The organism is Rhodoferax lacus (assembly GCF_003415675.1).
Classification (GTDB): Bacteria; Pseudomonadota; Gammaproteobacteria; order Burkholderiales; family Burkholderiaceae_C; genus Allorhodoferax; species Allorhodoferax lacus.
Genome location: NZ_QFZK01000001.1, coordinates 164667 through 184027, shown reverse-complemented (window position 1 = coordinate 184027; position 19361 = coordinate 164667). Strand labels below are relative to the sequence as shown.

General features: G+C 62.9%; 15 protein-coding genes. 10 read left to right on the top strand and 5 right to left on the bottom strand.

Translation table 11 applies throughout. From position 1 onward, the window contains the following. Positions 1–3: 3 nt before the first annotated feature. The 3 genes from DIC66_RS00835 to DIC66_RS00825 all read left to right on the top strand — a co-directional run bounded on the left by DIC66_RS00835 (position 4) and on the right by DIC66_RS00825 (position 2518). Positions 4–1284: a DEAD/DEAH box helicase gene (locus tag DIC66_RS00835; protein WP_117173106.1), complete on the top strand. Its 1281-nt coding sequence runs from the start codon at positions 4–6 to the stop codon at positions 1282–1284. A 104-nt stretch (positions 1285–1388) separates the two neighbouring features. Next, a complete protein-coding gene (locus tag DIC66_RS00830; protein ID WP_117173104.1) occupies positions 1389–1871 on the top strand; it encodes an OmpA family protein in 483 nt (160 codons plus the stop codon). A 98-nt stretch (positions 1872–1969) separates the two neighbouring features. Further along, positions 1970–2518, top strand: coding sequence for a GNAT family N-acetyltransferase (locus DIC66_RS00825; RefSeq protein WP_117173102.1), 549 nt, complete (start codon positions 1970–1972; stop codon positions 2516–2518). A 155-nt stretch (positions 2519–2673) separates the two neighbouring features. Here DIC66_RS00825 and lpdA read toward each other — a convergent pair whose 3' ends face one another. From lpdA to aceE, 3 genes are read right to left on the bottom strand one after another with little or no spacing between them, the layout of a single operon-like run. Then, positions 2674–4509: a dihydrolipoyl dehydrogenase gene (lpdA, locus tag DIC66_RS00820; RefSeq protein ID WP_117173100.1), complete on the bottom strand. Its 1836-nt coding sequence runs from the start codon at positions 4507–4509 to the stop codon at positions 2674–2676. A gap of 9 nt (positions 4510–4518) precedes the next feature. Then, positions 4519–6180 carry a dihydrolipoyllysine-residue acetyltransferase gene (gene aceF / locus DIC66_RS00815; protein ID WP_117173098.1) on the bottom strand — a complete coding sequence of 554 codons (1662 nt, stop codon included), beginning with the start codon at positions 6178–6180 and terminating at the stop codon, positions 4519–4521. Positions 6181–6198: 18 nt separating this feature from the next. After that, positions 6199–8901 (bottom strand): pyruvate dehydrogenase (acetyl-transferring), homodimeric type, encoded by a 2703-nt coding sequence (gene aceE, locus DIC66_RS00810; protein ID WP_117173096.1) that lies wholly within the window; start codon positions 8899–8901, stop codon positions 6199–6201. 168 nt (positions 8902–9069) lie between these two features. On the opposite strand from aceE, the gene DIC66_RS00805 reads away from it, so the two are divergent. The 5 genes from DIC66_RS00805 to DIC66_RS00785 all read left to right on the top strand — a co-directional run bounded on the left by DIC66_RS00805 (position 9070) and on the right by DIC66_RS00785 (position 15959). Then, positions 9070–11598 carry a PAS domain-containing sensor histidine kinase gene (locus DIC66_RS00805; protein WP_117174083.1) on the top strand — a complete coding sequence of 843 codons (2529 nt, stop codon included), beginning with the start codon at positions 9070–9072 and terminating at the stop codon, positions 11596–11598. A 16-nt stretch (positions 11599–11614) separates the two neighbouring features. Next, positions 11615–12241, top strand: coding sequence for a response regulator transcription factor (locus DIC66_RS00800; RefSeq protein ID WP_117173094.1), 627 nt, complete (start codon positions 11615–11617; stop codon positions 12239–12241). Positions 12242–12314: 73 nt separating this feature from the next. Further along, entirely contained in the window at positions 12315–13196 is an 882-nt protein-coding gene (gene folD / locus DIC66_RS00795; RefSeq protein WP_117173092.1) for a bifunctional methylenetetrahydrofolate dehydrogenase/methenyltetrahydrofolate cyclohydrolase FolD, read from the top strand. 64 nt (positions 13197–13260) lie between these two features. Next, positions 13261–15294, top strand: coding sequence for a M3 family metallopeptidase (locus tag DIC66_RS00790; RefSeq protein ID WP_117173090.1), 2034 nt, complete (start codon positions 13261–13263; stop codon positions 15292–15294). A 29-nt stretch (positions 15295–15323) separates the two neighbouring features. Next, on the top strand, positions 15324–15959 hold the full coding sequence (locus DIC66_RS00785) for a glutaredoxin family protein (RefSeq protein ID WP_117173088.1): 636 nt from the start codon (positions 15324–15326) through the stop codon (positions 15957–15959). Positions 15960–15962: 3 nt separating this feature from the next. Here the strand turns inward: DIC66_RS00785 and rpiA are convergent, their stop codons facing one another. Next, positions 15963–16685: a ribose-5-phosphate isomerase RpiA gene (gene rpiA / locus DIC66_RS00780; protein WP_117173086.1), complete on the bottom strand. Its 723-nt coding sequence runs from the start codon at positions 16683–16685 to the stop codon at positions 15963–15965. A gap of 43 nt (positions 16686–16728) precedes the next feature. On the opposite strand from rpiA, the gene DIC66_RS00775 reads away from it, so the two are divergent. Next, a complete protein-coding gene (locus DIC66_RS00775; RefSeq protein ID WP_117173084.1) occupies positions 16729–17811 on the top strand; it encodes a quinone-dependent dihydroorotate dehydrogenase in 1083 nt (360 codons plus the stop codon). Here the strand turns inward: DIC66_RS00775 and DIC66_RS23045 are convergent. Continuing rightward, the gene (locus DIC66_RS23045; protein ID WP_158558815.1) at positions 17768–18238 is read right to left on the bottom strand and encodes a hypothetical protein; all 471 of its coding nucleotides are present in this window, start codon (positions 18236–18238) and stop codon (positions 17768–17770) included. The two genes, DIC66_RS00775 and DIC66_RS23045, sit on opposite strands and share 44 nt — an antisense overlap. An 82-nt stretch (positions 18239–18320) precedes the next feature. On the opposite strand from DIC66_RS23045, the gene DIC66_RS00765 reads away from it, so the two are divergent. After that, the gene (locus tag DIC66_RS00765) at positions 18321–19361 is read left to right on the top strand and encodes an alpha/beta hydrolase (RefSeq protein ID WP_158558814.1); all 1041 of its coding nucleotides are present in this window, start codon (positions 18321–18323) and stop codon (positions 19359–19361) included.

The following is a 19361-nucleotide window of genomic DNA, read 5'->3' as shown; positions in this document are numbered from 1 at the left end:
TGCATGCAATTTTCTTCGCTGGGCTTGTCGCCCGCACTGCTGCGCGCCCTTGAGCGCCAGCAACTCCTCGCCCCCACCAAGGTTCAACTCCAGGCCATTCCAGCCGTACTGACCGGCCATGACGCCATGGTGCGGGCCCAAACCGGCTCCGGCAAAACCTTGGCCTATGGCCTGCCCCTGCTGCACAAGCTGGCCCTTGAGGCTGCCAACAACCCGCGCCAGGTGCGCGCCCTGGTGCTGGTGCCCACGCGCGAACTGGCGGTGCAGGTGGGCGAAACCCTGCGCGCCCTGGCCAACCAGCTGCCCCAGGCCATACGCATCAGCGTGGTGTTTGGCGGCGTTTCCATCAACCCGCAAATGCTGGCCATGCGCGGCGGCACCGACGTGGTGGTGGCCACGCCCGGCCGCTTGCTGGACCTGGTGCAGCACAACGCCCTGAGCCTCTCAGCAACCCAAATACTGGTGCTGGACGAAGCCGACCGCCTTCTGGACCTGGGCTTCGAGGCCGAGCTGAACCGGCTGCTGGCCCTTCTGCCACAAGAGCGCCAAAGCCTGTTTTTCTCGGCCACCTTCGCGCCTGCGGTTTCCGCACTGGCGCAGTCCATGTTGCAAGAGCCAGTGCAGATTGACATCGGCGCCACCGACCAGGAAAAGCCCGACATTGCCCAACAGGCCATTCTGGTGGACGCGCCCCGACGCACCCAGTTGCTGCGCCACCTGATCACCACCCAGAAGTGGAAACGCGTGCTGGTGTTTGTAGCCACCAAGCATGCAGCCGAAATCGTGGCGGACAAGCTGCGCAAGGCGCGCATTTACGCCGAGCCTTTTCACGGTGAACTCAGCCAGGGCAAGCGCAGCCAAGTGCTGTCGGACTTCAAGGCCTCACGCCTCAAGGTGGTGATTGCCACCGACATGGCCTCGCGCGGCCTGGACATCACGCAGCTGCCGGTGGTGGTCAACTACGACCTGCCGCGCTCGGCCACCGAATACACCCACCGCATCGGCCGCACCGGCCGTGCGGGCGAAGCCGGCCTGGCTGTGAGCTTTGTCAGCCACGACACCGAGGCCCATTTCCGCCTGATTGAAAAGCGCCACGGCCTGGAAGTGCCGATGGAGGTGGTGGAGGGTTTTGAGCCGGAAGCGCCAGTGGACCCAATCGATCCAACGCAAGGCCCTTCTGCTGCGCCAGCCAATCTGGACCCACTGAACAACGGCGGCGTCAAAGGCAAGCGCCCCAGCAAAAAAGACAAGCTCAGGGCAATGGCCGCAAGACAGGAGCAATAACGCACTCCCGAGAACTTGCACCATGCAAGGTGGCCACGGCTGCACAGTGCCCCGAAAAATCGGGTCCTTATAATCAAATCCACTAACTATTTGGAGTGCTTACGATGTTTTCTCAGGATGATGACAACCAGGGTCTGGTGTTGGGTGTGGTGTTTGGCCTGATCGCCTTGGTGATCGCCCTGGTGATTGGCGTGAGCATTTACCAGACCAACCTGACCGCCACTCCCGCGGCCGCTACGGCTCCCATGGCAGCCGAGGATGGTGCCAGCGTCAAAGTGGTGGACGGTGTGGTGAAGTTCTACTTTGGTTCCGGCAAGGCTGAACTGGCAGCCGGCGCCAACGAAGCGCTGGGCGAAGTGGTGAAAGCCGCCGCAGCGGGAAAGACCCTGGTAGTCAGTGGCTTCCATGACGCATCGGGCGACCCCGCAATGAATGCCGAACTGGCCAAACAACGCGCACTGAGCGTGCGCGACACCCTCAAGGCCCTTGGAGTGGCCGAGGACAAAGTGGAACTGAAGAAGCCAGAACAAACCATGGCCGAAGGCCCTGCCAGCGAAGCACGCCGCGTTGAGGTGGTGGCGAAATAATTGGAAGTTGGTAGCGCAGTTGCCCGAACGGCAATGCGCCAAGCGGCTTCGCCAAGCCATGGGTTGATCACCTTTTGTTTGACCTATGGGTGGCCGGTATGCAAACTCTGCCCGTGCCTCCCGACCTTTACCTCACCACCACGCGCCTGTGTCTGCGACCGGTCTGCATCGCAGACCGCGCGGATCTGATAGCGCTGGAAGCGGACGCACAGGTCATGCGCTATCTGAACGGCGGACAGCCCGTGCCCGAGGCGGGCTTGTCCGATGCGGATTTCCTGACACCTCGTGGCAACGAGCCCGACGTTTTGGCTGCCCACGGCCGCAACTGCGGCACCTTCATCGGCTGGTTTGCATTGTTTGACGATGGCTTGGTGGACGAACTTCGCACGGCGGAGATCGGCTATCGCCTGTCCAGTGCATCCTGGGGCAAGGGCTATGCCACCGAAGGGGTCAGCGGCCTGATACAGGCGGCGTTCGATACCTTGGGCTTTGACCGGGTTCAGGCCGAAACGATGGCCGCCAACCAGGCCTCGCGCCGGGTGTTGGAAAAGGCTGGCCTTCACCTGGCCCGAACGGTTTTCCCGCACTATGCAGCGGCCTTCCCCGGGACTGAGCAGGGTGAAGTCATCTACGAAATCCGCAGATAAGATCGCGCAGGACGTTCGAGTTCGACGCCTCGGCCCTGCTGAGATGGAAAGCCCATGCCGGGCAAGCACTGGAAAATGTAAAAAAAACCGCGCAGTCTTCTCAAAAACCGCGCGGCCTTCTGCTGAACCATCAGAGGTTCAGCGTTTTTCCACTCTTACTTGCGCGCCGGAGGCACGTCGGTGCAACTGCCGTGGGCAATCTCCGCTGCCATGCCGATGGACTCACCCAGCGTGGGGTGCGGGTGAATCGTCTTGCCGATGTCGATGCAGTCGGCACCCATCTCGATAGCGAGTGCCACTTCACCAATCATGTCGCCAGCGTGCGTGCCGACCATGCCGCCGCCCAGGATCTTGCCGTGGCCGTGGGCCTCGGGGGAATCATCGAACAGCAGCTTGGTGACGCCTTCGTCGCGGCCATTGGCGATGGCGCGGCCAGAGGCGTTCCAGGGGAACAGGCCCTTCTTGACCTTGATGCCCTGCGCCTTGGCCTGGTCTTCGGTGAGGCCCACCCAGGCCACCTCGGGGTCGGTGTACGCCACGCTGGGGATCACGCGGGCGTTGAAGGCGGCAGATGCCAACTCCTTGTTGCCCAGCAGTTCCCCGGCAATGACCTCCGCTGCCACATGCGCCTCGTGCACCGCCTTGTGCGCCAGCATGGGCTGACCCACCACGTCGCCAATGGCGAAGATGTGGGGCACGTTGGTGCGCATCTGGATGTCCACATTGATGAAGCCGCGGTCGGTCACGGCCACGCCGGCCTTGTCGGCGGCAATCTTCTTGCCATTGGGCGTGCGGCCCACAGCCTGCAGCACCAGGTCATAGACCTGCGGCGCGGGGGCGGTGCCACCTTCTTCAGCGGACGCAAACGTCACCTCAATGCCTTCAGGCAAGGCGCGTGCGGAGACGGTCTTGGTCTTGAGCATGATGTTGTCAAAGCGCGGTGCGTTCATCTTCTGCCAGATCTTCACCAGGTCACGGTCTGCGCCTTGCATCAGGCCGTCCAGCATCTCCACCACGTCCAGGCGGGCGCCCAGGGTGCTGTACACCGTGCCCATTTCCAGGCCGATGATGCCGCCACCCAAAATCAGCATGCGCTTGGGAACTTCCTTCAGCGCCAAAGCACCGGTGGAGTCCACCACGCGCGGGTCTTCGGGCATGAAGGGCAGGCGCACGGCTTGGGAGCCGGCCGCGATGATGGCCTTCTTGAACGCGATGACCTTCTTGGTGCCGGTCTTCTCCTGCGCCGTACCGCTGGTTTCTTCCACTTCAATGTGGTTGGCACCCACAAAGGAGCCATAGCCACGCACGGTGGTGACCTTGCGCATCTTGGCCATGGCGGCCAGGCCGCCGGTCAGCTTGCCGATGACCTTTTCCTTGTGCCCACGCAGCTTGTCAATGTTGACCACGGGCGCGCCGAAGTCCACGCCCAGAGCTGCCATGTGGCTCACCTCGTCCATGACGGCAGCCACGTGCAGCAGCGCCTTGGAAGGAATGCAACCCACGTTCAGGCAGACGCCGCCCAAGGTCGCGTAGCGCTCCACGATGACGACCTTCAGGCCCAGATCGGCGGCGCGGAAAGCAGCCGAGTAGCCGCCAGGGCCACCGCCCAGCACCACCAGATCGCAGTCCAGATCGACCGTGCCGGCGAAGCTCGACGCTGTGGGTGCGGGAGCCGCAGGAGCGGAAGCAACCGGCGCTGCAGCGGGGGCCGCAGCAGCTTGTGCAGGCGCCGATGCGGGTGCAGCAGCACCGCCCTCGCCTTCGAGCACCAGCACCACGGTCCCTTGCTTCACCTTGTCGCCCAGCTTGACCTTCATTTCCTTCACCACGCCGCCGTGGCTGGAGGGGATTTCCATGGAGGCTTTGTCGCTCTCCACGGTGATCAGGCTTTGCTCGGGTTTGACGGTATCGCCCACCTTGACCATCAGCTCAATCACGGTGACTTCGTCGAAGTCACCAATATCGGGAACCTGGATGTCTATGTTTGCCATCTTGATTCCTTAAAGCAGCACACGGCGGAAGTCGCCGAGGATTTGGCCGAGGTACACATTGAAACGTGCGGCAGCGGCACCGTCGATGACGCGGTGGTCCCAAGTCAACGAGAGCGGCAGGGTCAGGCGCGGCTGGAAGGCCTTGCCGTCCCACTTGGGCTCGATGGTGGAGCGGCAGACGCCCAGAATCGCCACTTCAGGTGCGTTGATGATGGGCGTGAAGTAACGCCCACCAATGCCACCCAGGCTGGAAATAGTGAAGGTCGCACCCGACATTTCTGCCGGGCTCAACTTGCCGTCACGCGCCTTCTTGGCCAACTCACCCATCTCTTGCGAGATCTGGAAGATGCCTTTTTTGTCGGCGTCCTTGATGACAGGCACCATCAGTCCATTGGGGGTGTCGGCAGCAAAGCCGATGTGCCAGTAGTTCTTGTAGACCAGGGCGTCGCCGTCCAGGCTGCTGTTGAACTCGGGGTATTTCTTGAGCGCGGCCACGCAGGCCTTGATCAGGAAGGCCAGCATGGTCACCTTGACGCCGCTCTTCTCGTTCTCCTTGTTGGTGGAGACGCGGAAGGCTTCCAGGTCAGTAATGTCGCAGTCGTCGTGGTTGGTGACGGCCGGAATCATGATGGCATTGCGCAGCAGGTTGGCGCCGCTGATCTTCTTGATGCGGCTCATCTCCTTGCGTTCCACCGGGCCGAACTTGGCAAAGTCCACCTTGGGCCAGGGGATCAGGCCCAGGCCAGCACCGTCGCCACCCGATGCGGGTTTGGCCTGTGCTGCAGCAGCCATGGTCTGCACCGCGCCGCTCATGACCGAACGGGTAAAGGCTTGCACGTCCAAGTCGGTGATGCGGCCCTTGAGGCCACTGCCCTTGACTTCACCCAGTGGCACACCGAGTTCGCGGGCGAACTTGCGCACCGAGGGCGAGGCGTGGGGCAAGCCCACGGGCGCTGCGCCAGGCACATGGGCCGGCGCTGCCACAGCGGCCGGGGCAGCGGGAGCGGAGGCCAAAGCAGCCACGGGTGCCGCAGCCGGTGCGCTGGCAGCTGCTGCGGGAGCAGCGGAAGGAGCAGAGGCTGCAGCAGGTGCCGAGCCTTCCAGAATCGCCACCAGATCGCCGATGTTGACTTTGTCACCCAGCTTGACCTTGAGTTCCTTGACCACACCCGCCACGCTGGACGGGATTTCCATGGAGGCCTTGTCGGACTCCACAGTGATCAGACCCTGCTCGAGCTTGATGCTGTCGCCCACCTTGACCAGCATTTCAATGACGGTGACGTCCTTGAAATCGCCGATGTCAGGTACGCGCACTTCTACCGGGCCAGAGGCTGCGGGGGCAGCAGCGGGCGCTGCTGCAACCACGGGAGCGGCTGCAGGTGCAGCAGCAGCCGGTGCAGGCGCTGCAGCAGCGGGAGCGCATGCAGCAGCGCCCTCCACTTCCAGCATCAACACGGTGGAACCTTGCTTGACCTTGTTGCCCACAGCAACCTTGATCTCCTTGACCACACCAGCATGGCTGGAGGGGATTTCCATGGAGGCCTTGTCGGACTCCACGGTTATCAGGCTTTGTTCGGCCTTGACGGTGTCACCCACCTTGACCATGACTTCGATAACCGCGACTTCATCAAAGTCGCCGATATCCGGGACTTTTACTTCTACGAGTGCCATATTGTTTGTCTCCAGCGCTTAGGCGTACAGGGGATTGATCTTGTCGGTATTGATACCGTATTTCTTGATAGCCTCTGCCACCTTGGCAACCGGCACGCTGCCGTCTTCGCTCAATGCTTTGAGCGCGGCCAGCACGATGTAGTGGCGGTTCACCTCGAAGTGCTCGCGCAGCTTGCTACGGAAATCGCTGCGGCCAAAGCCGTCGGTACCCAGCACCTTGTAGACGCGTCCTGCAGGGATGAAGGGGCGAATCTGTTCGGCATAGGCCTTCATGTAGTCGGTCGACGCCACCACCGGGCCGGCGTGGGCTGCGAGCTGCTGGCCCACAAACGACACGCGCGCTGTCTCCAGCGGGTGCAGCAGGTTCCAACGCTCGGCGTCCTGGCCGTCGCGGGTGAGCTCGTTGAAGCTCGGGCAGCTCCAGACGTCGGCAGCAATGCCCCAGTCTTTTTCCAGCAACTCTTGCGCAGCAATGCTTTCGCGCAGGATGGTGCCTGAGCCCAGCAGTTGTACACGCTGCTTGGCCTTGGCGTCACCGGGCTTGCACAGGTACATGCCCTTGATGATCTGCTCTTCGGTGCCGGCGGTCAGGCCGGGCATGGCGTAGTTTTCGTTCAGCAGGGTCAGGTAGTAGAAAACGTTTTCCTGCTTTTCGACCATGCGCTTCAGGCCATGGTGCAGGATTACGCCCACTTCATGGGCAAAGGTCGGGTCGTAGCTGATGCAGTTGGGAATGGTGCCGGCCATGATGTGGCTGTGGCCGTCTTCGTGCTGCAGGCCTTCGCCATTGAGCGTGGTGCGCCCCGAGGTGCCGCCGAGCAAGAAGCCGCGTGCCTGCATGTCGCCCGCAGCCCAGGCCAGATCGCCAATGCGCTGAAAGCCGAACATCGAGTAGTACACATAGAAGGGCACCATGATGCGGTTGCTGGTGGAGTAGCTGGTGGCTGCTGCAATCCAGCTGGCCATGCCGCCGGCTTCGTTGATGCCTTCCTGCAGGATCTGGCCCTTGGTGTCTTCCTTGTAGTACATCACCTGGTCTTTGTCGACCGGGGTGTACTGCTGGCCTGCGGGGTTGTAGATACCGATCTGGCGGAACAGGCCTTCCATACCAAAGGTACGCGCCTCGTCCACCAGAATGGGCACCACGCGTGGGCCCAGGGCCTGGTCACGCAGCAGCTGCGTCAGGAAACGCACATAGGCCTGGGTGGTGGAGATTTCACGGCCTTCGGCCGTGGCTTCCATGACCGACTTGAAGGTGTCCAGCGAAGGCACGGTAAAGCTCTCGTCGGCCTTGGTGCGGCGGTGAGGCAGGTAGCCGCCCAGGGCCTTGCGGCGCTCGTGCAGGTACTTCATTTCCGGGGTGTCATCGGCCGGCTTGTAGAAGGGAATGTCGGCAATCTGGCTGTCCGGCACAGGAATGTTGAAGCGGTCGCGGAAGGCCTTGATGTCCTCGTCAGTCAGCTTCTTGGTCTGGTGCACATTGTTCTTGCCTTCGCCGGACTTGCCCATGCCAAAGCCCTTGACGGTCTTGATCAGCAGCACGGTGGGCTGGCCCTTGTGCTTCACAGCCGCAGCGTAAGCCGCATAGACCTTTTGTGGGTCATGGCCACCGCGGCGCAGTTCCCAGATGGCTTCGTCGCTCATCTTGGACACCATTTCCAGGGTCTCGGGCGTGCGGCCGAAGAAGTTCTTGCGCACGAAGGCGCCGTCATTGGCCTTGAAGGCCTGGTAGTCGCCGTCCAGCGTGTCCATCATGACCTTGCGCAGGGCACCGTCCTTGTCGCGCGCCAGCAGGGGATCCCACTCGCTGCCCCACAGCAGCTTGATAACGTTCCAACCGGAGCCACGGAACTCGCCTTCGAGTTCCTGGACAATCTTGCCGTTACCGCGCACCGGGCCGTCCAGGCGCTGCAGGTTGCAGTTGATGACAAACACCAGGTTGTCCAGCTTCTCGCGTGCGGCCAGGCCGATGGCGCCCAGCGACTCCACCTCGTCCATCTCACCGTCGCCGCAGAACACCCAGACCTTGCGGTTCTCGGTGTTGGCAATGCCACGGGCGTGCAGGTACTTCAGGAAGCGTGCCTGGTAGATGGCCATCAACGGGCCCAGACCCATGGACACCGTGGGGAACTGCCAGAACTCGGGCATCAGCTTGGGGTGCGGGTAGCTCGACAGGCCCTTGCCACCGGTTTCCTGGCGGAAGTTGAGCAACTGCTCTTCCGTCAGGCGGCCTTCCATGTAGGCGCGGGCATACACGCCGGGCGACACGTGGCCCTGGATGTAGAGGCAGTCGCCGCCGTGGTTCTCACTCTCGGCATGCCAGAAGTGGTTGAAGCCGGCACCAAACATATGGGCCAGCGAGGCAAACGAGCCGATGTGGCCGCCCAGGTCACCGCCGTCAATGGGGTGGTGGCGGTTGGCCTTGACCACCATGGCCATGGCGTTCCAGCGCATGTAGGCGCGCAAACGTTCTTCAATCTCGATGTTGCCGGGACAGATTTCTTCCTGGTCTTTCTCGATCGTGTTGACGTAGGCGGTGTTGGCCGAAAACGGCATGTCCAGGCTGTTCTGGCGCGCATGCGAGAGCAGTTGCTCCAGCAGGTAGTGCGCGCGCTCAGGGCCTTCTTTTTCTATCACAGCGGACAACGCATCCATCCATTCACGGGTCTCCTGGCTGTCTGCGTCTTGGCTGCTCGCGGGGCTTTGGGGAACTGCTGACATTCTTGTCTCCTGGTTACTTATAGGGGTGTCGCGAACGTAATTTAGTACGCCTCGCATTCGACCGACGAAGTTTCTCATATTTTATTTGGAATTTCAAGTAGTGCTTATTGAATTCATATTATGAAATTTTAGCGCAGTGCAGCATAGGCCGTGGCCTACACTCAAGGCATGCCCCTGACCGACCTGATTTCCCTGCCCAGTGCCCTGTCGCTGCCCCCGGTTGAGCAAGCCAAGCACTGGTGGAAGCGCCAGCACCCGCACCGCCAGGACCGGCTGGCCATGTTGGCGCCGCTGGTCGCTGTGCTGCTGTTTTTTGCAGCCATCGTGACCGCTTTCGGCTACCTGCGTGCTGAGGAATTCGACCGCGAGCAAGAGGCGGTGCAGCGCGATGTGGAGTACACCCAACAGCGCCTGCGCCTGCTGGAACGCCAGGAACAACTCACCCGCCTGGCCCGCGAAGTCTCCAACCGCGAGCTGGACATCGAAGACTTTCGGTCGCGCGCTGCGTCCATGCTCAACCAGTACCCGGAGATTCAGGGCCTGGCCTGGATCGACGAGCGGCACCGCGTGCGTGTAGGTACCGGCACGGCGATTCATCCGGCAGCTGTCTCCCGCGCACCGGCTGACCAGTCACCGCATCTGGAAAATGACAGGGCCTATGCCAGCGCCAAACTCAGCAACCAGCCGATCTATCTGCAGCGCCTGCGCGACAGTGAATTTGCGCCACTGATGCAAATCTACTTTCCCCTCAACGAGCGCAACCGCTTCTCTGGCGTGCTGTTGGCTGAACTGTCGGTGGATGGCCTGTACCGTTACGGCGTGCCCGACGAAGTCACTGCCCGCTATGCCATCTCGCTGCTGGACGCCAATGGCGCGCTGCTGGCCGGCACCGTCATCCCAACCCGCAAAGTGTCGAGCTACTGGTTGCCCTGGACCACCCGCAACAACGCCTACTCCATGCCGGTGTCTCCTGTGGGCAGCGGCCTGCTGGTGCGTGGCCAGGCCTACCGCGCCTCGCTGGGCGTGATTGGCAGCGGCCTGTTCTGGCTGGTGGGCACCCTGAGCGTGATGACTGCCTGGATGCTGATCGCCAACTGGCGCCATACGCGCAGGCGGCTGCAGGCGCAGCAGGCGCTGGTGGCCGAAACCAACTTCCGCCGCGCCATGGAAAACTCCATGCTCACCGGCATGCGTGCCATGGACTTGCAGGGCCGCATCACCTATGTGAACGCGGCCTTCTGCCAGATGACGGGCTGGCACGAGTCCGAGCTGATCGGCAGCTCTGCGCCCTTCCCCTACTGGCCCGAGTCGGATCGCGAACTGTTGGCCTCCAAGCTGGAGGAAGAGCTCTCCGGCAAATTCACGCCGGGCGGCTTTCAGGTGCGCGTCAAGCGCCGCGATGGCAGCACCTTTGATGCACGCCTGTATGTGGCCCCCCTGATTGACGCCATGGGCACGCAAACCGGCTGGGTCACCTCCATGACCGACATCACCGAGCCCAACCGTGTGCGCGAACAGCTCTCGGCCTCGCACCAGCGCTTTACCGCCGTGCTGGAGGCGCTGGACGCCTCCATCTCGGTGGCGCCCCTGGGCAGCGACGAACTGCTGTTTGCCAACAAACTCTACCGCCAGTGGTTTGGCACCCAGGCCAATGGCCACCTGCAACTCGTGGCCGAGGCCGGTGTGCCCAGCAGCCCCACCACCGACGACTCTGACGACAGCGTGGACTCGCTGGCCGGCCTGCCCACCGACGCCATTGCCGACACCGAAACCGAGAGTGGCGAAATCTATGACAGCGCCCTGGGCAAGTGGCTCGAGGTGCGCACCCGCTACCTGAGCTGGGTGGACGGGCGCCTGGCGCAAATGGTGATTGCCACCGACATCACCAGCCGGCGCCTGGCCGAAGAGCAGGCCGCCACCCAGTCCGAGCGCGCAGCCAACTCCAGCCGCCTGATCACCATGGGCGAGATGGCCTCCAGCGTGGCCCATGAGCTCAACCAGCCGCTCACCGCCATCAACAACTATTGCAACGGCATGGTCTCGCGCATCAAGTCCAAGCAGATCACCGAGGAAGACCTGCTGGGCGCCCTGGACAAGACCGCGCGCCAGGCCCAGCGCGCCGGCCAGATCATCCAGCGCATACGCTCCTTTGTAAAACGCAGCGAACCCAACCGCACGCCCTCGGACGTCAGTGTCATGGTCAGCGAAGCCATCGAGCTGGCCGACATCGAACTGCGCCGGCGCAATGTGCGGCTCAACCACTATGTGGCCGCGCGACTGCCCACCATGCTGGTAGACCCCATCCTGATCGAACAGGTGCTGGTCAACCTGCTGCGCAATGCGGCCGAGTCCATCGACACCGCACAGCGCCCCACGGCGCAGCGGCTGGTGGAACTGCGCGTGGTGCCCACCCGCATCGAAGGCCAGTCAGCCATCGACTTCTCGGTGCGCGACTCCGGCAAGGGGCTGGCACCCGAGGTCATGGCGCGCCTGTATGAGGCCTTCTTCTCCACCAAAGCAGACGGCATGGGCATTGGCCTGTCTTTGTGCCGGTCCATCGTCGAATCGCACCTGGGACGGATGACTGCCGAGAACATCTACAATGGCGCCGAGGTGGCAGGTTGCCGGTTTTCCTTCTGGATTCCTGTCGCTGACATCGGCACACTCGCACTTGAAGCGCCATCCCCAAGCACATAATCGTCTGGATAATTGAATGAGCCTGATACCAAAAAAAGGGACGGTCTACGTCGTCGATGACGACGAGGCCGTGCGTGATTCCCTGCAGTGGCTGCTGGAAGGCAAGGGCTACCGGGTGCGCTGCTTCGATTCTGCCGAGTCTTTTCTCAGCCGCTACGACGCCCGCGAAGTCGCCTGCCTGATTGCCGATATCCGCATGGGCGGCATGACAGGGCTGGAGCTGCAAAACCGCCTGATCGAAGGCCGCTCGCCCCTCCCCATCGTCTTCATCACCGGCCACGGCGACGTGCCCATGGCGGTGGACACCATGAAGAAGGGCGCCATGGACTTCATCCAGAAGCCCTTCAAGGAAGACCAACTGGTCAGCCTGGTGGAGCGCATGCTGGACCACGCCAAGGATTCTTTCTCTGATTACCAGCTCGCCATCAACCGCGACGCCCTGCTCTCCAAACTGACGCTGCGCGAGTCGCAGGTGCTCGAGCGCATCGTGGCCGGTCGCCTGAACAAGCAGATTGCCGACGATCTGGGCATCAGCATCAAGACCGTGGAAGCGCACCGCGCCAACATCATGGAAAAGCTCAGCGCCAACACCGTGGCCGATCTGCTCAAGATTGCCCTTGGGCAAAACGCTCCCAAAGTTTGAATCTCAACCTCATTTAAGCCCCTTGCCCGCACCTGCGAAGCTGCGGGCATTTTCATTACCGGAGATCCACAGCATGCCTGCAACAACGCACCCCGCAACCATCATCGACGGCAACGCCCTGGCCGCCCACACCCGTGCGGATGTGGCACGTCGCACTGCGCTGCTGAGCGCCCGCGGCCTCACCCCCGGCCTGGCCGTGGTGCTGGTGGGCGAGAACCCGGCCTCCGAGGTGTATGTGCGCAACAAGGTCAAGGCCTGTGGCGATGCGGGTCTGCACTCGGTGCTGGAGCGCTACCCCGCCACCATGACGGAAGCCGAGCTGCTGGCCCGCATTGATGCCCTCAACAATGACAAAAGCATCCACGGCATCCTGGTGCAGCTGCCGGTGCCCGCCCACATTGACGCGCACAAGGTGATTGAAGCCATTTCGCCTGCCAAGGATGTGGACGGCTTCCATGTCTCCAGCGCCGGTGCGCTGATGGTCGGCCAGCCAGGCTTCTGGCCTTGCACGCCGTATGGCTGCATGAAGATGCTGGAGTCCATTGGCTATAACCTGCGCGGCAAGCACGCCGTGGTGATCGGCCGCAGCAACATCGTGGGCAAGCCCATGGCCATGATGCTGCTGGCGCAAAACGCCACCGTCACCATCTGCCACAGTGCCACGGCGGACCTCAAGGCCATGACGCTGCAGGCCGACGTGATTGTGGCGGCTGTGGGCAAGCGCAATGTGCTGACGGCTGACATGGTCAAGCCCGGCGCCATCGTGCTCGACGTGGGCATGAACCGCAATGACGCTGGCAAGCTTTGCGGCGATGTGGACTACGCCGGCGTCAGCCAGGTGGCAGGCGCCATCACCCCGGTTCCCGGTGGTGTCGGCCCCATGACCATTGCCATGCTGCTGGTCAATACGGTGGAAGCGGCCGAGCGCGAAGCCGCAGCCCAGGGCCTTGCATAAGCACGGCCCCGTCCCCAAATACATACCCAAGCAATTTCTTTGCAACAACCCCCCTTTAGGCCCCATGAATCCACTGCTGCGTTTTGACACCCTGCCCCTCTTCGACCAGATCCACCCCGAGCATGTGCCAGAGGCCATTGATGCTTTGCTGGAACAGGCCGAAGGCGCGCTGGCCACTGTCACCGCGGACAGTTTCCCGGCCGAGTGGACGGCGGTTGCACGCGTGCTCGATGTCGCAACCGAAAAGCTCGGCATGGCCTGGGGTGCCGTCAACCACCTCAACAGCGTGGCAGACTCCACGGAGCTGCGTGCTGCCTACAACGCCGCCCTGCCCCGTGTCACCGAGTTCTGGACCCGCCTGGGCGCCGATGAGCGCCTGTACGCCAAGTACAAAGCCATGGACGTGGGCCAGCTCAACACCGAGCAGCGCCAGGCCCACAAAAACGCCATGCGCAACTTCGTGCTCGGTGGCGCCGACCTGAGCGGCACGGCCCGCACCCGCTTCGCCGAGATCCAGGAAAAGCAGGCCGCGCTCAGCCAGAAGTTCAGCGAAAACACGCTGGACGCCACCGACGCCTTTGCCTACTACGCCTCCGAGGCTGAAGTAGACGGCATCCCCGAAGATGTGAAGCACACCGCCCAGGCGGCGGCCCAGGCAGACGGCAAACCCGGCTACTTCAAGCTCAGCCTGAAGATGCCCTGCTACCTGCCGGTGATGCAGTTTGCCAAGAGCAGCGCCCTGCGCGAAATCATGTACCGCGCCTATGTCACCCGCAGCTCCGACCAGGCCGCCCCGGAGTCGCGCAAGTTTGACAACAGCGCCCTGATCCGCGACATCCTGGCCCTGCGCCAGGAAGAAGCACAACTGCTGGGTTACGACAACTTTGCCCAAGTCTCCCTGGTGCCCAAGATGGCGCAGTCACCCGAAGCCGTCACCACCTTTTTGCGCGACCTGGCCGCGCGTGCCAAGCCCTTTGCCGAAAAAGACCTGGCCGACCTGCGCGCCTTCGCCCGCGATCACCTGGGTATCTCTGACCCACAGCCCTGGGACCTGCCTTTTATCAGCGAAAAGCTCAAGGAGGCGCGCTACGCCTTCAGCGAGCAGGAAGTCAAACAGTACTTCACCGCGCCCAAGGTGCTGGCCGGCCTGTTCAAGATTGTGGAGACCCTGTTCGACGTGGCCATCCACCCCGACCAGGCCCCGGTCTGGAACCCCGGCGTGCACTTCTACCGCATTGAGCGCGCGGGCCAGCTCATAGGCCAGTTCTACCTGGACCCGAGTGCACGCACCGGCAAACGCGGCGGCGCCTGGATGGATGATGTGCGCGGCCGCTGGCAGCGCCCCGACACCGGAGCCCTGCAAACCCCGGTGGCGCACCTGGTGTGCAACTTTGCCGACGGTGTGGATGGCCGGCCAGCCCTGCTCACGCACGATGACGTCACCACCCTGTTCCACGAATTCGGCCACGGCCTGCACCACATGCTCACCCAGGTCAGCGAGCACGATGTCTCGGGCATCAGCGGCGTGGAGTGGGACGCGGTGGAGCTGCCCAGCCAGTTCATGGAGAACTTCTGCTGGGAGTGGAGCGTGCTGCAGCACATGACGTCACACGTGGAAACCGGCGCGCCCCTGCCCCGCGAACTGTTTGACAAGATGCTGGCCGCACGCAATTTCCAGAGCGGCCTGCAGACCCTGCGCCAGATCGAGTTCTCGCTGTTTGACATGCTGCTGCACAGCGCGCATGACCCGGCACAGGACTTCATGCCCCTGCTGGCCGCAGTGCGCAAGGAAGTGGCGGTGGTGTCGTCTCCGGCCTGGAGCCGCACGCCGCACACCTTCAGCCACATCTTTGCCGGCGGCTACGCGGCGGGCTACTACAGCTACAAATGGGCCGAGGTGCTCAGCGCCGATGCCTATGCTGCCTTTGAAGAAACCGCAGCAGCGGACGGTACACCCAGCGTGGAAACCGGCGCCCGTTACCGCCAGTCCATTCTGGAAGCCGGCGGCAGCCGTCCGGCCATGGAATCCTTCAAGGCTTTCCGCGGCCGCGAGCCCAATCTGGACGCCTTGCTGCGGCACCAGGGCATGTCAGCATAAACTGTGGCAACTATCTCGGGAGCATGCATATGAATCTGTTGGATCTGACCAAAGCTGCCAGCCAAGCCGCTGTCTGTGCACTCTTGCTGGTCGCCGCTTCGGCGCAGGCACAAATGGTGTACCGCATCGTCGGGCCTGACGGGCGCGTCACTTTCTCCGACAAGCCGCCCGTCAGTGCCGACCAGGGCAAGATCGCTGCCACCGGCACAGGCGGTGCCGCTGCAGCATCGGCAGCCTCTTTGCCGTTCGAGCTGCGCCAGGTGGCTACGCGCTACCCGGTCACCCTGTATAGCGGCCCCGACTGCGTCCCCTGCAGTACGGGGCGCGCCATGCTGAGCAGCCGTGGCATTCCTTTTTCGGAGCGCAGTGTCACCACCTCGGAAGACATTGCCGCACTCAAGCGCATCAGCGGCGAAGCGGCACTGCCCTTCCTGACCGTTGGCGGCCAGCGCATCAAGGGCTATACCGATGTGGAGTGGACCCAGTACCTCGACGCAGCGGGCTACCCCAAGACTTCCATGCTGCCCTCGGGCTACCGGCAGGCCTCGGCCTCACCGCTGGTGTCGTTGGAAAAGCCCGCAACAGCCAAAGCCGAAGAGCGGCCTGAAACACGGCCTGAGCCATCGGCACCCGCTCCCTCCAACCCGGCCGGCATCCAGTTCTGAGTATTAGAAGTTCAGGGTCTTCACGCCGCTGGCGGTGCCCAACAGGCAGACTTGGGCGCGCTGGAAGGCAAACACACCCACCGTCACCACACCGGGCCACTGGCTGACTTCGGCCTCAAAGGCCAGCGGGTCGGCAATCTGCAGGCCGGTGACGTCAATGATGTACTGGCCGTTGTCGGTGACCAGCGGTTGGCCGTTCTTCAGACGGATGGTGCCCACACCGCCCTTGGCCGCAAATTGCTGGATCACGCGGCGCGTGGCCATGGGGATCACTTCCACCGGCAGCGGAAACTGGCCCAAGGTCTGCACCAGCTTGCTCTCGTCGGCAATGCAGACAAAGCGGTCTGACTGCGCGGCCACAATTTTCTCGCGCGTCAGGGCCGCGCCTCCTCCCTTGACCATGTTGCCGTGGGCATCGATCTCGTCAGCGCCGTCGATGTAGACCGACAGGCGCTCCACTTCGTTGGAGTCAAACACGGTAATGCCCAGGGCCTGCAGGCGCTCGGTGCTGGCCACCGAACTGGAAACCGCGCCCCGGATCTGGTCCTTGATGCTGGCCAGCGCGTCAATGAACTTGTTCACCGTGGAGCCCGTGCCCACGCCCACGATCTCGCCCGGCACCACGTATTGCAGGGCGGCCTGGCCCACCAGAGTTTTGAGCTCGTCCTGCGTCAAAGGCGTGGTGGATGCGGCGATTGCGGGGCTTGGACTGGCAGTGGTATTCATGGCGGAAAATCAGGGTAGTTAAAAAATATTGCAGGAATTATCAATGGCTCTTGTCCCCTACAGCCTGGCGCGCCCCTTTTTGTTTGCGCTGGACCCCGAAACCGCCCACGACCTCACCCTCTCCAGCCTGGCCGCCACCCAGGGCAATGCCCTGTCCATGGGCTACCGCACGGCACGTGTAGAGGACCCGACAGAGCTCGCAGGCCTGCGCTTCCCCAACCGCGTGGGCCTGGCCGCAGGCCTGGACAAAAATGCCCGCTGCATCGACGGCCTGGGCGCCCTGGGCTTTGGCTTTGTGGAGGTGGGTACCGTCACCCCCTTGCCGCAGGACGGCAACCCCAAGCCGCGCATATTCCGCCTGCCCAAGGCCAATGCGCTGATCAACCGACTGGGCTTCAACAACCACGGACTGGACGCCTTTGTGCGCAATGTGCAGCAGTCCGCCCTGCGCCGCGAAGCCAGCCCCTCCCTGCTCTTGGGCCTGAACATCGGCAAGAACGCCGCCACCCCCATCGAGGACGCCACCTCAGACTACCTGCGCTGCCTGGACGGTGTCTACCCGCACGCCGACTACATCACCGTCAACATCAGCAGCCCCAACACCAAGAACCTGCGCTCCCTGCAAGGCGATGCGGCCCTGGACGCCCTGCTGGGTGCCATTGCCGAGCGGCGCGAACTGCTGGCCCAGCGCCATGGCAGCCGCAAGCCCATCTTCCTGAAGATCGCACCAGACCTGGATGCCGCACAGATTGAAGTAATTGCCGCCACCCTCAAGCGCTATGGCACAGACAGCAATGGACAGGTCAACAACGCCTGGGGCGTGATCGCCACCAACACCACGCTGAGTCGTGACGCTGTCCGGGGCCTGCCGCACGCGGAAGAAACAGGCGGTCTCTCGGGTGCGCCTGTATTGGAAATGAGCAACCAGGTCATTGCGCAGATGCGTGCCGCGCTGGGCAAGGGCTTTCCCATCATCGGCGTGGGCGGCATCCTGAGCGCTGCCGATGCAGTCTCCAAAATCCGGGCCGGTGCCGACGTGGTGCAGATCTACACGGGCCTGATTTACCGCGGGCCCGCCCTGGTCAAGGAGTCTGCGCTGGCACTTCAGGCGCTGCGCGCCCCATGAAGGCGTAGGCATCGGCCTCGGGCATGCCAAAGGCAAAGCTCACCGGGCCCTGGGGTGTGCTGCCGTAGCCGTAGCCCCGAGTTTCGCTGATCAAGGTGGTTTTCAGAACCACTTGCGTGCCCTCGTTGCAATGTAAATCAACTTCGGCAGAATAGGTGGCGGTGTAGCGCATGCCGCCGCTGCAGGTCGTGATGGTGGCGTTTTTTTTGACAGTTTCATCAGCGGCAAAAGACACCCGGCCCGTGCGGTCCGGCACCAGCGTCACGGTCCCGCCCAGCATCTGGCCGTTGACCGACAGGAATGCGTACTCGCTGCTGGAAACCAGCAGCAGGCCCACATCATTCACCTTCGCACAGCCACACAGCAGCAAGACCATCAAGGCACTGCCATACCCCAACGCACGGCCTGCAAAACTCTGCTGCTTCATGGAACACCTCTTGTATGTGGATGGCAGCACCCAAACAGACCTGCCGGTGTACCATCTTAGCCAATTCCCCTGCGCCCAACTGATGTCCTCCTACCCGCCCAATGCCTTCGAGGCCACCGCAACCGCCTCGCCCTGGCGCCGGGTACTGCAGGGCCTGCTTGCCTTGCTGCTCTTGCTGGCTGTCGCCTGGTGGCTTGGCCCACGCAATGACTTTGGAGCCGCCATGCCCACCGCCCGCCCGCTCCCCCCTCAGGACATTGCACAGCTGGACCACTGGCTCCAGACCAGCGAGGCCGCCTTTGCCGACCTCAAGCCCGGCAACGCCAAGGGCATCGTATGGGCTGGTGCAGCCGCGCAGCGCACGCCCTGGGCGGTGGTCTACCTGCACGGCTTCTCGGCCAGCCGCCTGGAGACTGCCCCCCTCACAGAGACCGTGGCCCGGCAGCTGGGTGCCAATGTGTTCTACACCCGCCTGACGGGGCATGGCCGCGCCGACCCATCCGCCATGGGTGAGGCCCGTGTGCAGGACTGGATGGCAGACACCCTGGAGGCCGTTCGCATCGGGCAGACCCTGGGCGAGCGGGTGCTGGTCATAGGCTGCTCCACCGGAGGCACGCTGGCGACCTGGCTGGGCACCTCGGCTGAGGCCAACAAGGTCAACGCTTATGTGTTTGTTTCACCCAATTTTGGCCCCAAGGACAAGCGCGCTGACATCGTCAACATGCCTTGGGGACAAAAGGTGGCACTGTGGATCCAGGGCCCCACCCGAAGCTTCACGCCGGAGAACGAACAGGAAGCCATGGCCTGGACTCCCAGCTACCCGACCAAGGCCATTTTCCCCATGATGGCCCTTGTCAAGAATGTGCGCGAGAGCGACCTGTCCCTTTTCAAGACCCCGGTACTCATGCTGTACAGCGTACGCGATGAGACGGTGGAGCCCGCCGAAACACTGGCCGCCTTCACCCGCCTGGGCTCAAGCCGCAAATCACTGGAACCGGTTGACTACAGCCAAAGCAAAGGGCAGCATGTGCTCGCTGGTGCCATAAAGGACCCGGCCGCCGTGGCACCCATGGCAGACACCATAGTCCAGTGGCTCACAGCACTGCCCAAGGAAACGAACTAA

What these genes read in the sequence shown, in the direction of transcription:
- DIC66_RS00835 (WP_117173106.1), top strand. Translation starts at nt 4, where the DNA reads ATGCAATTTTCTTCGCTGGGCTTGTCGCCCGCACTGCTGCGCGCCCTT.
- DIC66_RS00830 (WP_117173104.1), top strand. Translation starts at nt 1,389, where the DNA reads ATGTTTTCTCAGGATGATGACAACCAGGGTCTGGTGTTGGGTGTGGTG.
- DIC66_RS00825 (WP_117173102.1), top strand. Translation starts at nt 1,970, where the DNA reads ATGCAAACTCTGCCCGTGCCTCCCGACCTTTACCTCACCACCACGCGC.
- lpdA (WP_117173100.1), bottom strand. Translation starts at nt 4,509, where the DNA reads ATGGCAAACATAGACATCCAGGTTCCCGATATTGGTGACTTCGACGAA.
- aceF (WP_117173098.1), bottom strand. Translation starts at nt 6,180, where the DNA reads ATGGCACTCGTAGAAGTAAAAGTCCCGGATATCGGCGACTTTGATGAA.
- aceE (WP_117173096.1), bottom strand. Translation starts at nt 8,901, where the DNA reads ATGTCAGCAGTTCCCCAAAGCCCCGCGAGCAGCCAAGACGCAGACAGC.
- DIC66_RS00805 (WP_117174083.1), top strand. Translation starts at nt 9,070, where the DNA reads ATGCCCCTGACCGACCTGATTTCCCTGCCCAGTGCCCTGTCGCTGCCC.
- DIC66_RS00800 (WP_117173094.1), top strand. Translation starts at nt 11,615, where the DNA reads ATGAGCCTGATACCAAAAAAAGGGACGGTCTACGTCGTCGATGACGAC.
- folD (WP_117173092.1), top strand. Translation starts at nt 12,315, where the DNA reads ATGCCTGCAACAACGCACCCCGCAACCATCATCGACGGCAACGCCCTG.
- DIC66_RS00790 (WP_117173090.1), top strand. Translation starts at nt 13,261, where the DNA reads ATGAATCCACTGCTGCGTTTTGACACCCTGCCCCTCTTCGACCAGATC.
- DIC66_RS00785 (WP_117173088.1), top strand. Translation starts at nt 15,324, where the DNA reads ATGAATCTGTTGGATCTGACCAAAGCTGCCAGCCAAGCCGCTGTCTGT.
- rpiA (WP_117173086.1), bottom strand. Translation starts at nt 16,685, where the DNA reads ATGAATACCACTGCCAGTCCAAGCCCCGCAATCGCCGCATCCACCACG.
- DIC66_RS00775 (WP_117173084.1), top strand. Translation starts at nt 16,729, where the DNA reads ATGGCTCTTGTCCCCTACAGCCTGGCGCGCCCCTTTTTGTTTGCGCTG.
- DIC66_RS23045 (WP_158558815.1), bottom strand. Translation starts at nt 18,238, where the DNA reads ATGAAGCAGCAGAGTTTTGCAGGCCGTGCGTTGGGGTATGGCAGTGCC.
- DIC66_RS00765 (WP_158558814.1), top strand. Translation starts at nt 18,321, where the DNA reads ATGTCCTCCTACCCGCCCAATGCCTTCGAGGCCACCGCAACCGCCTCG.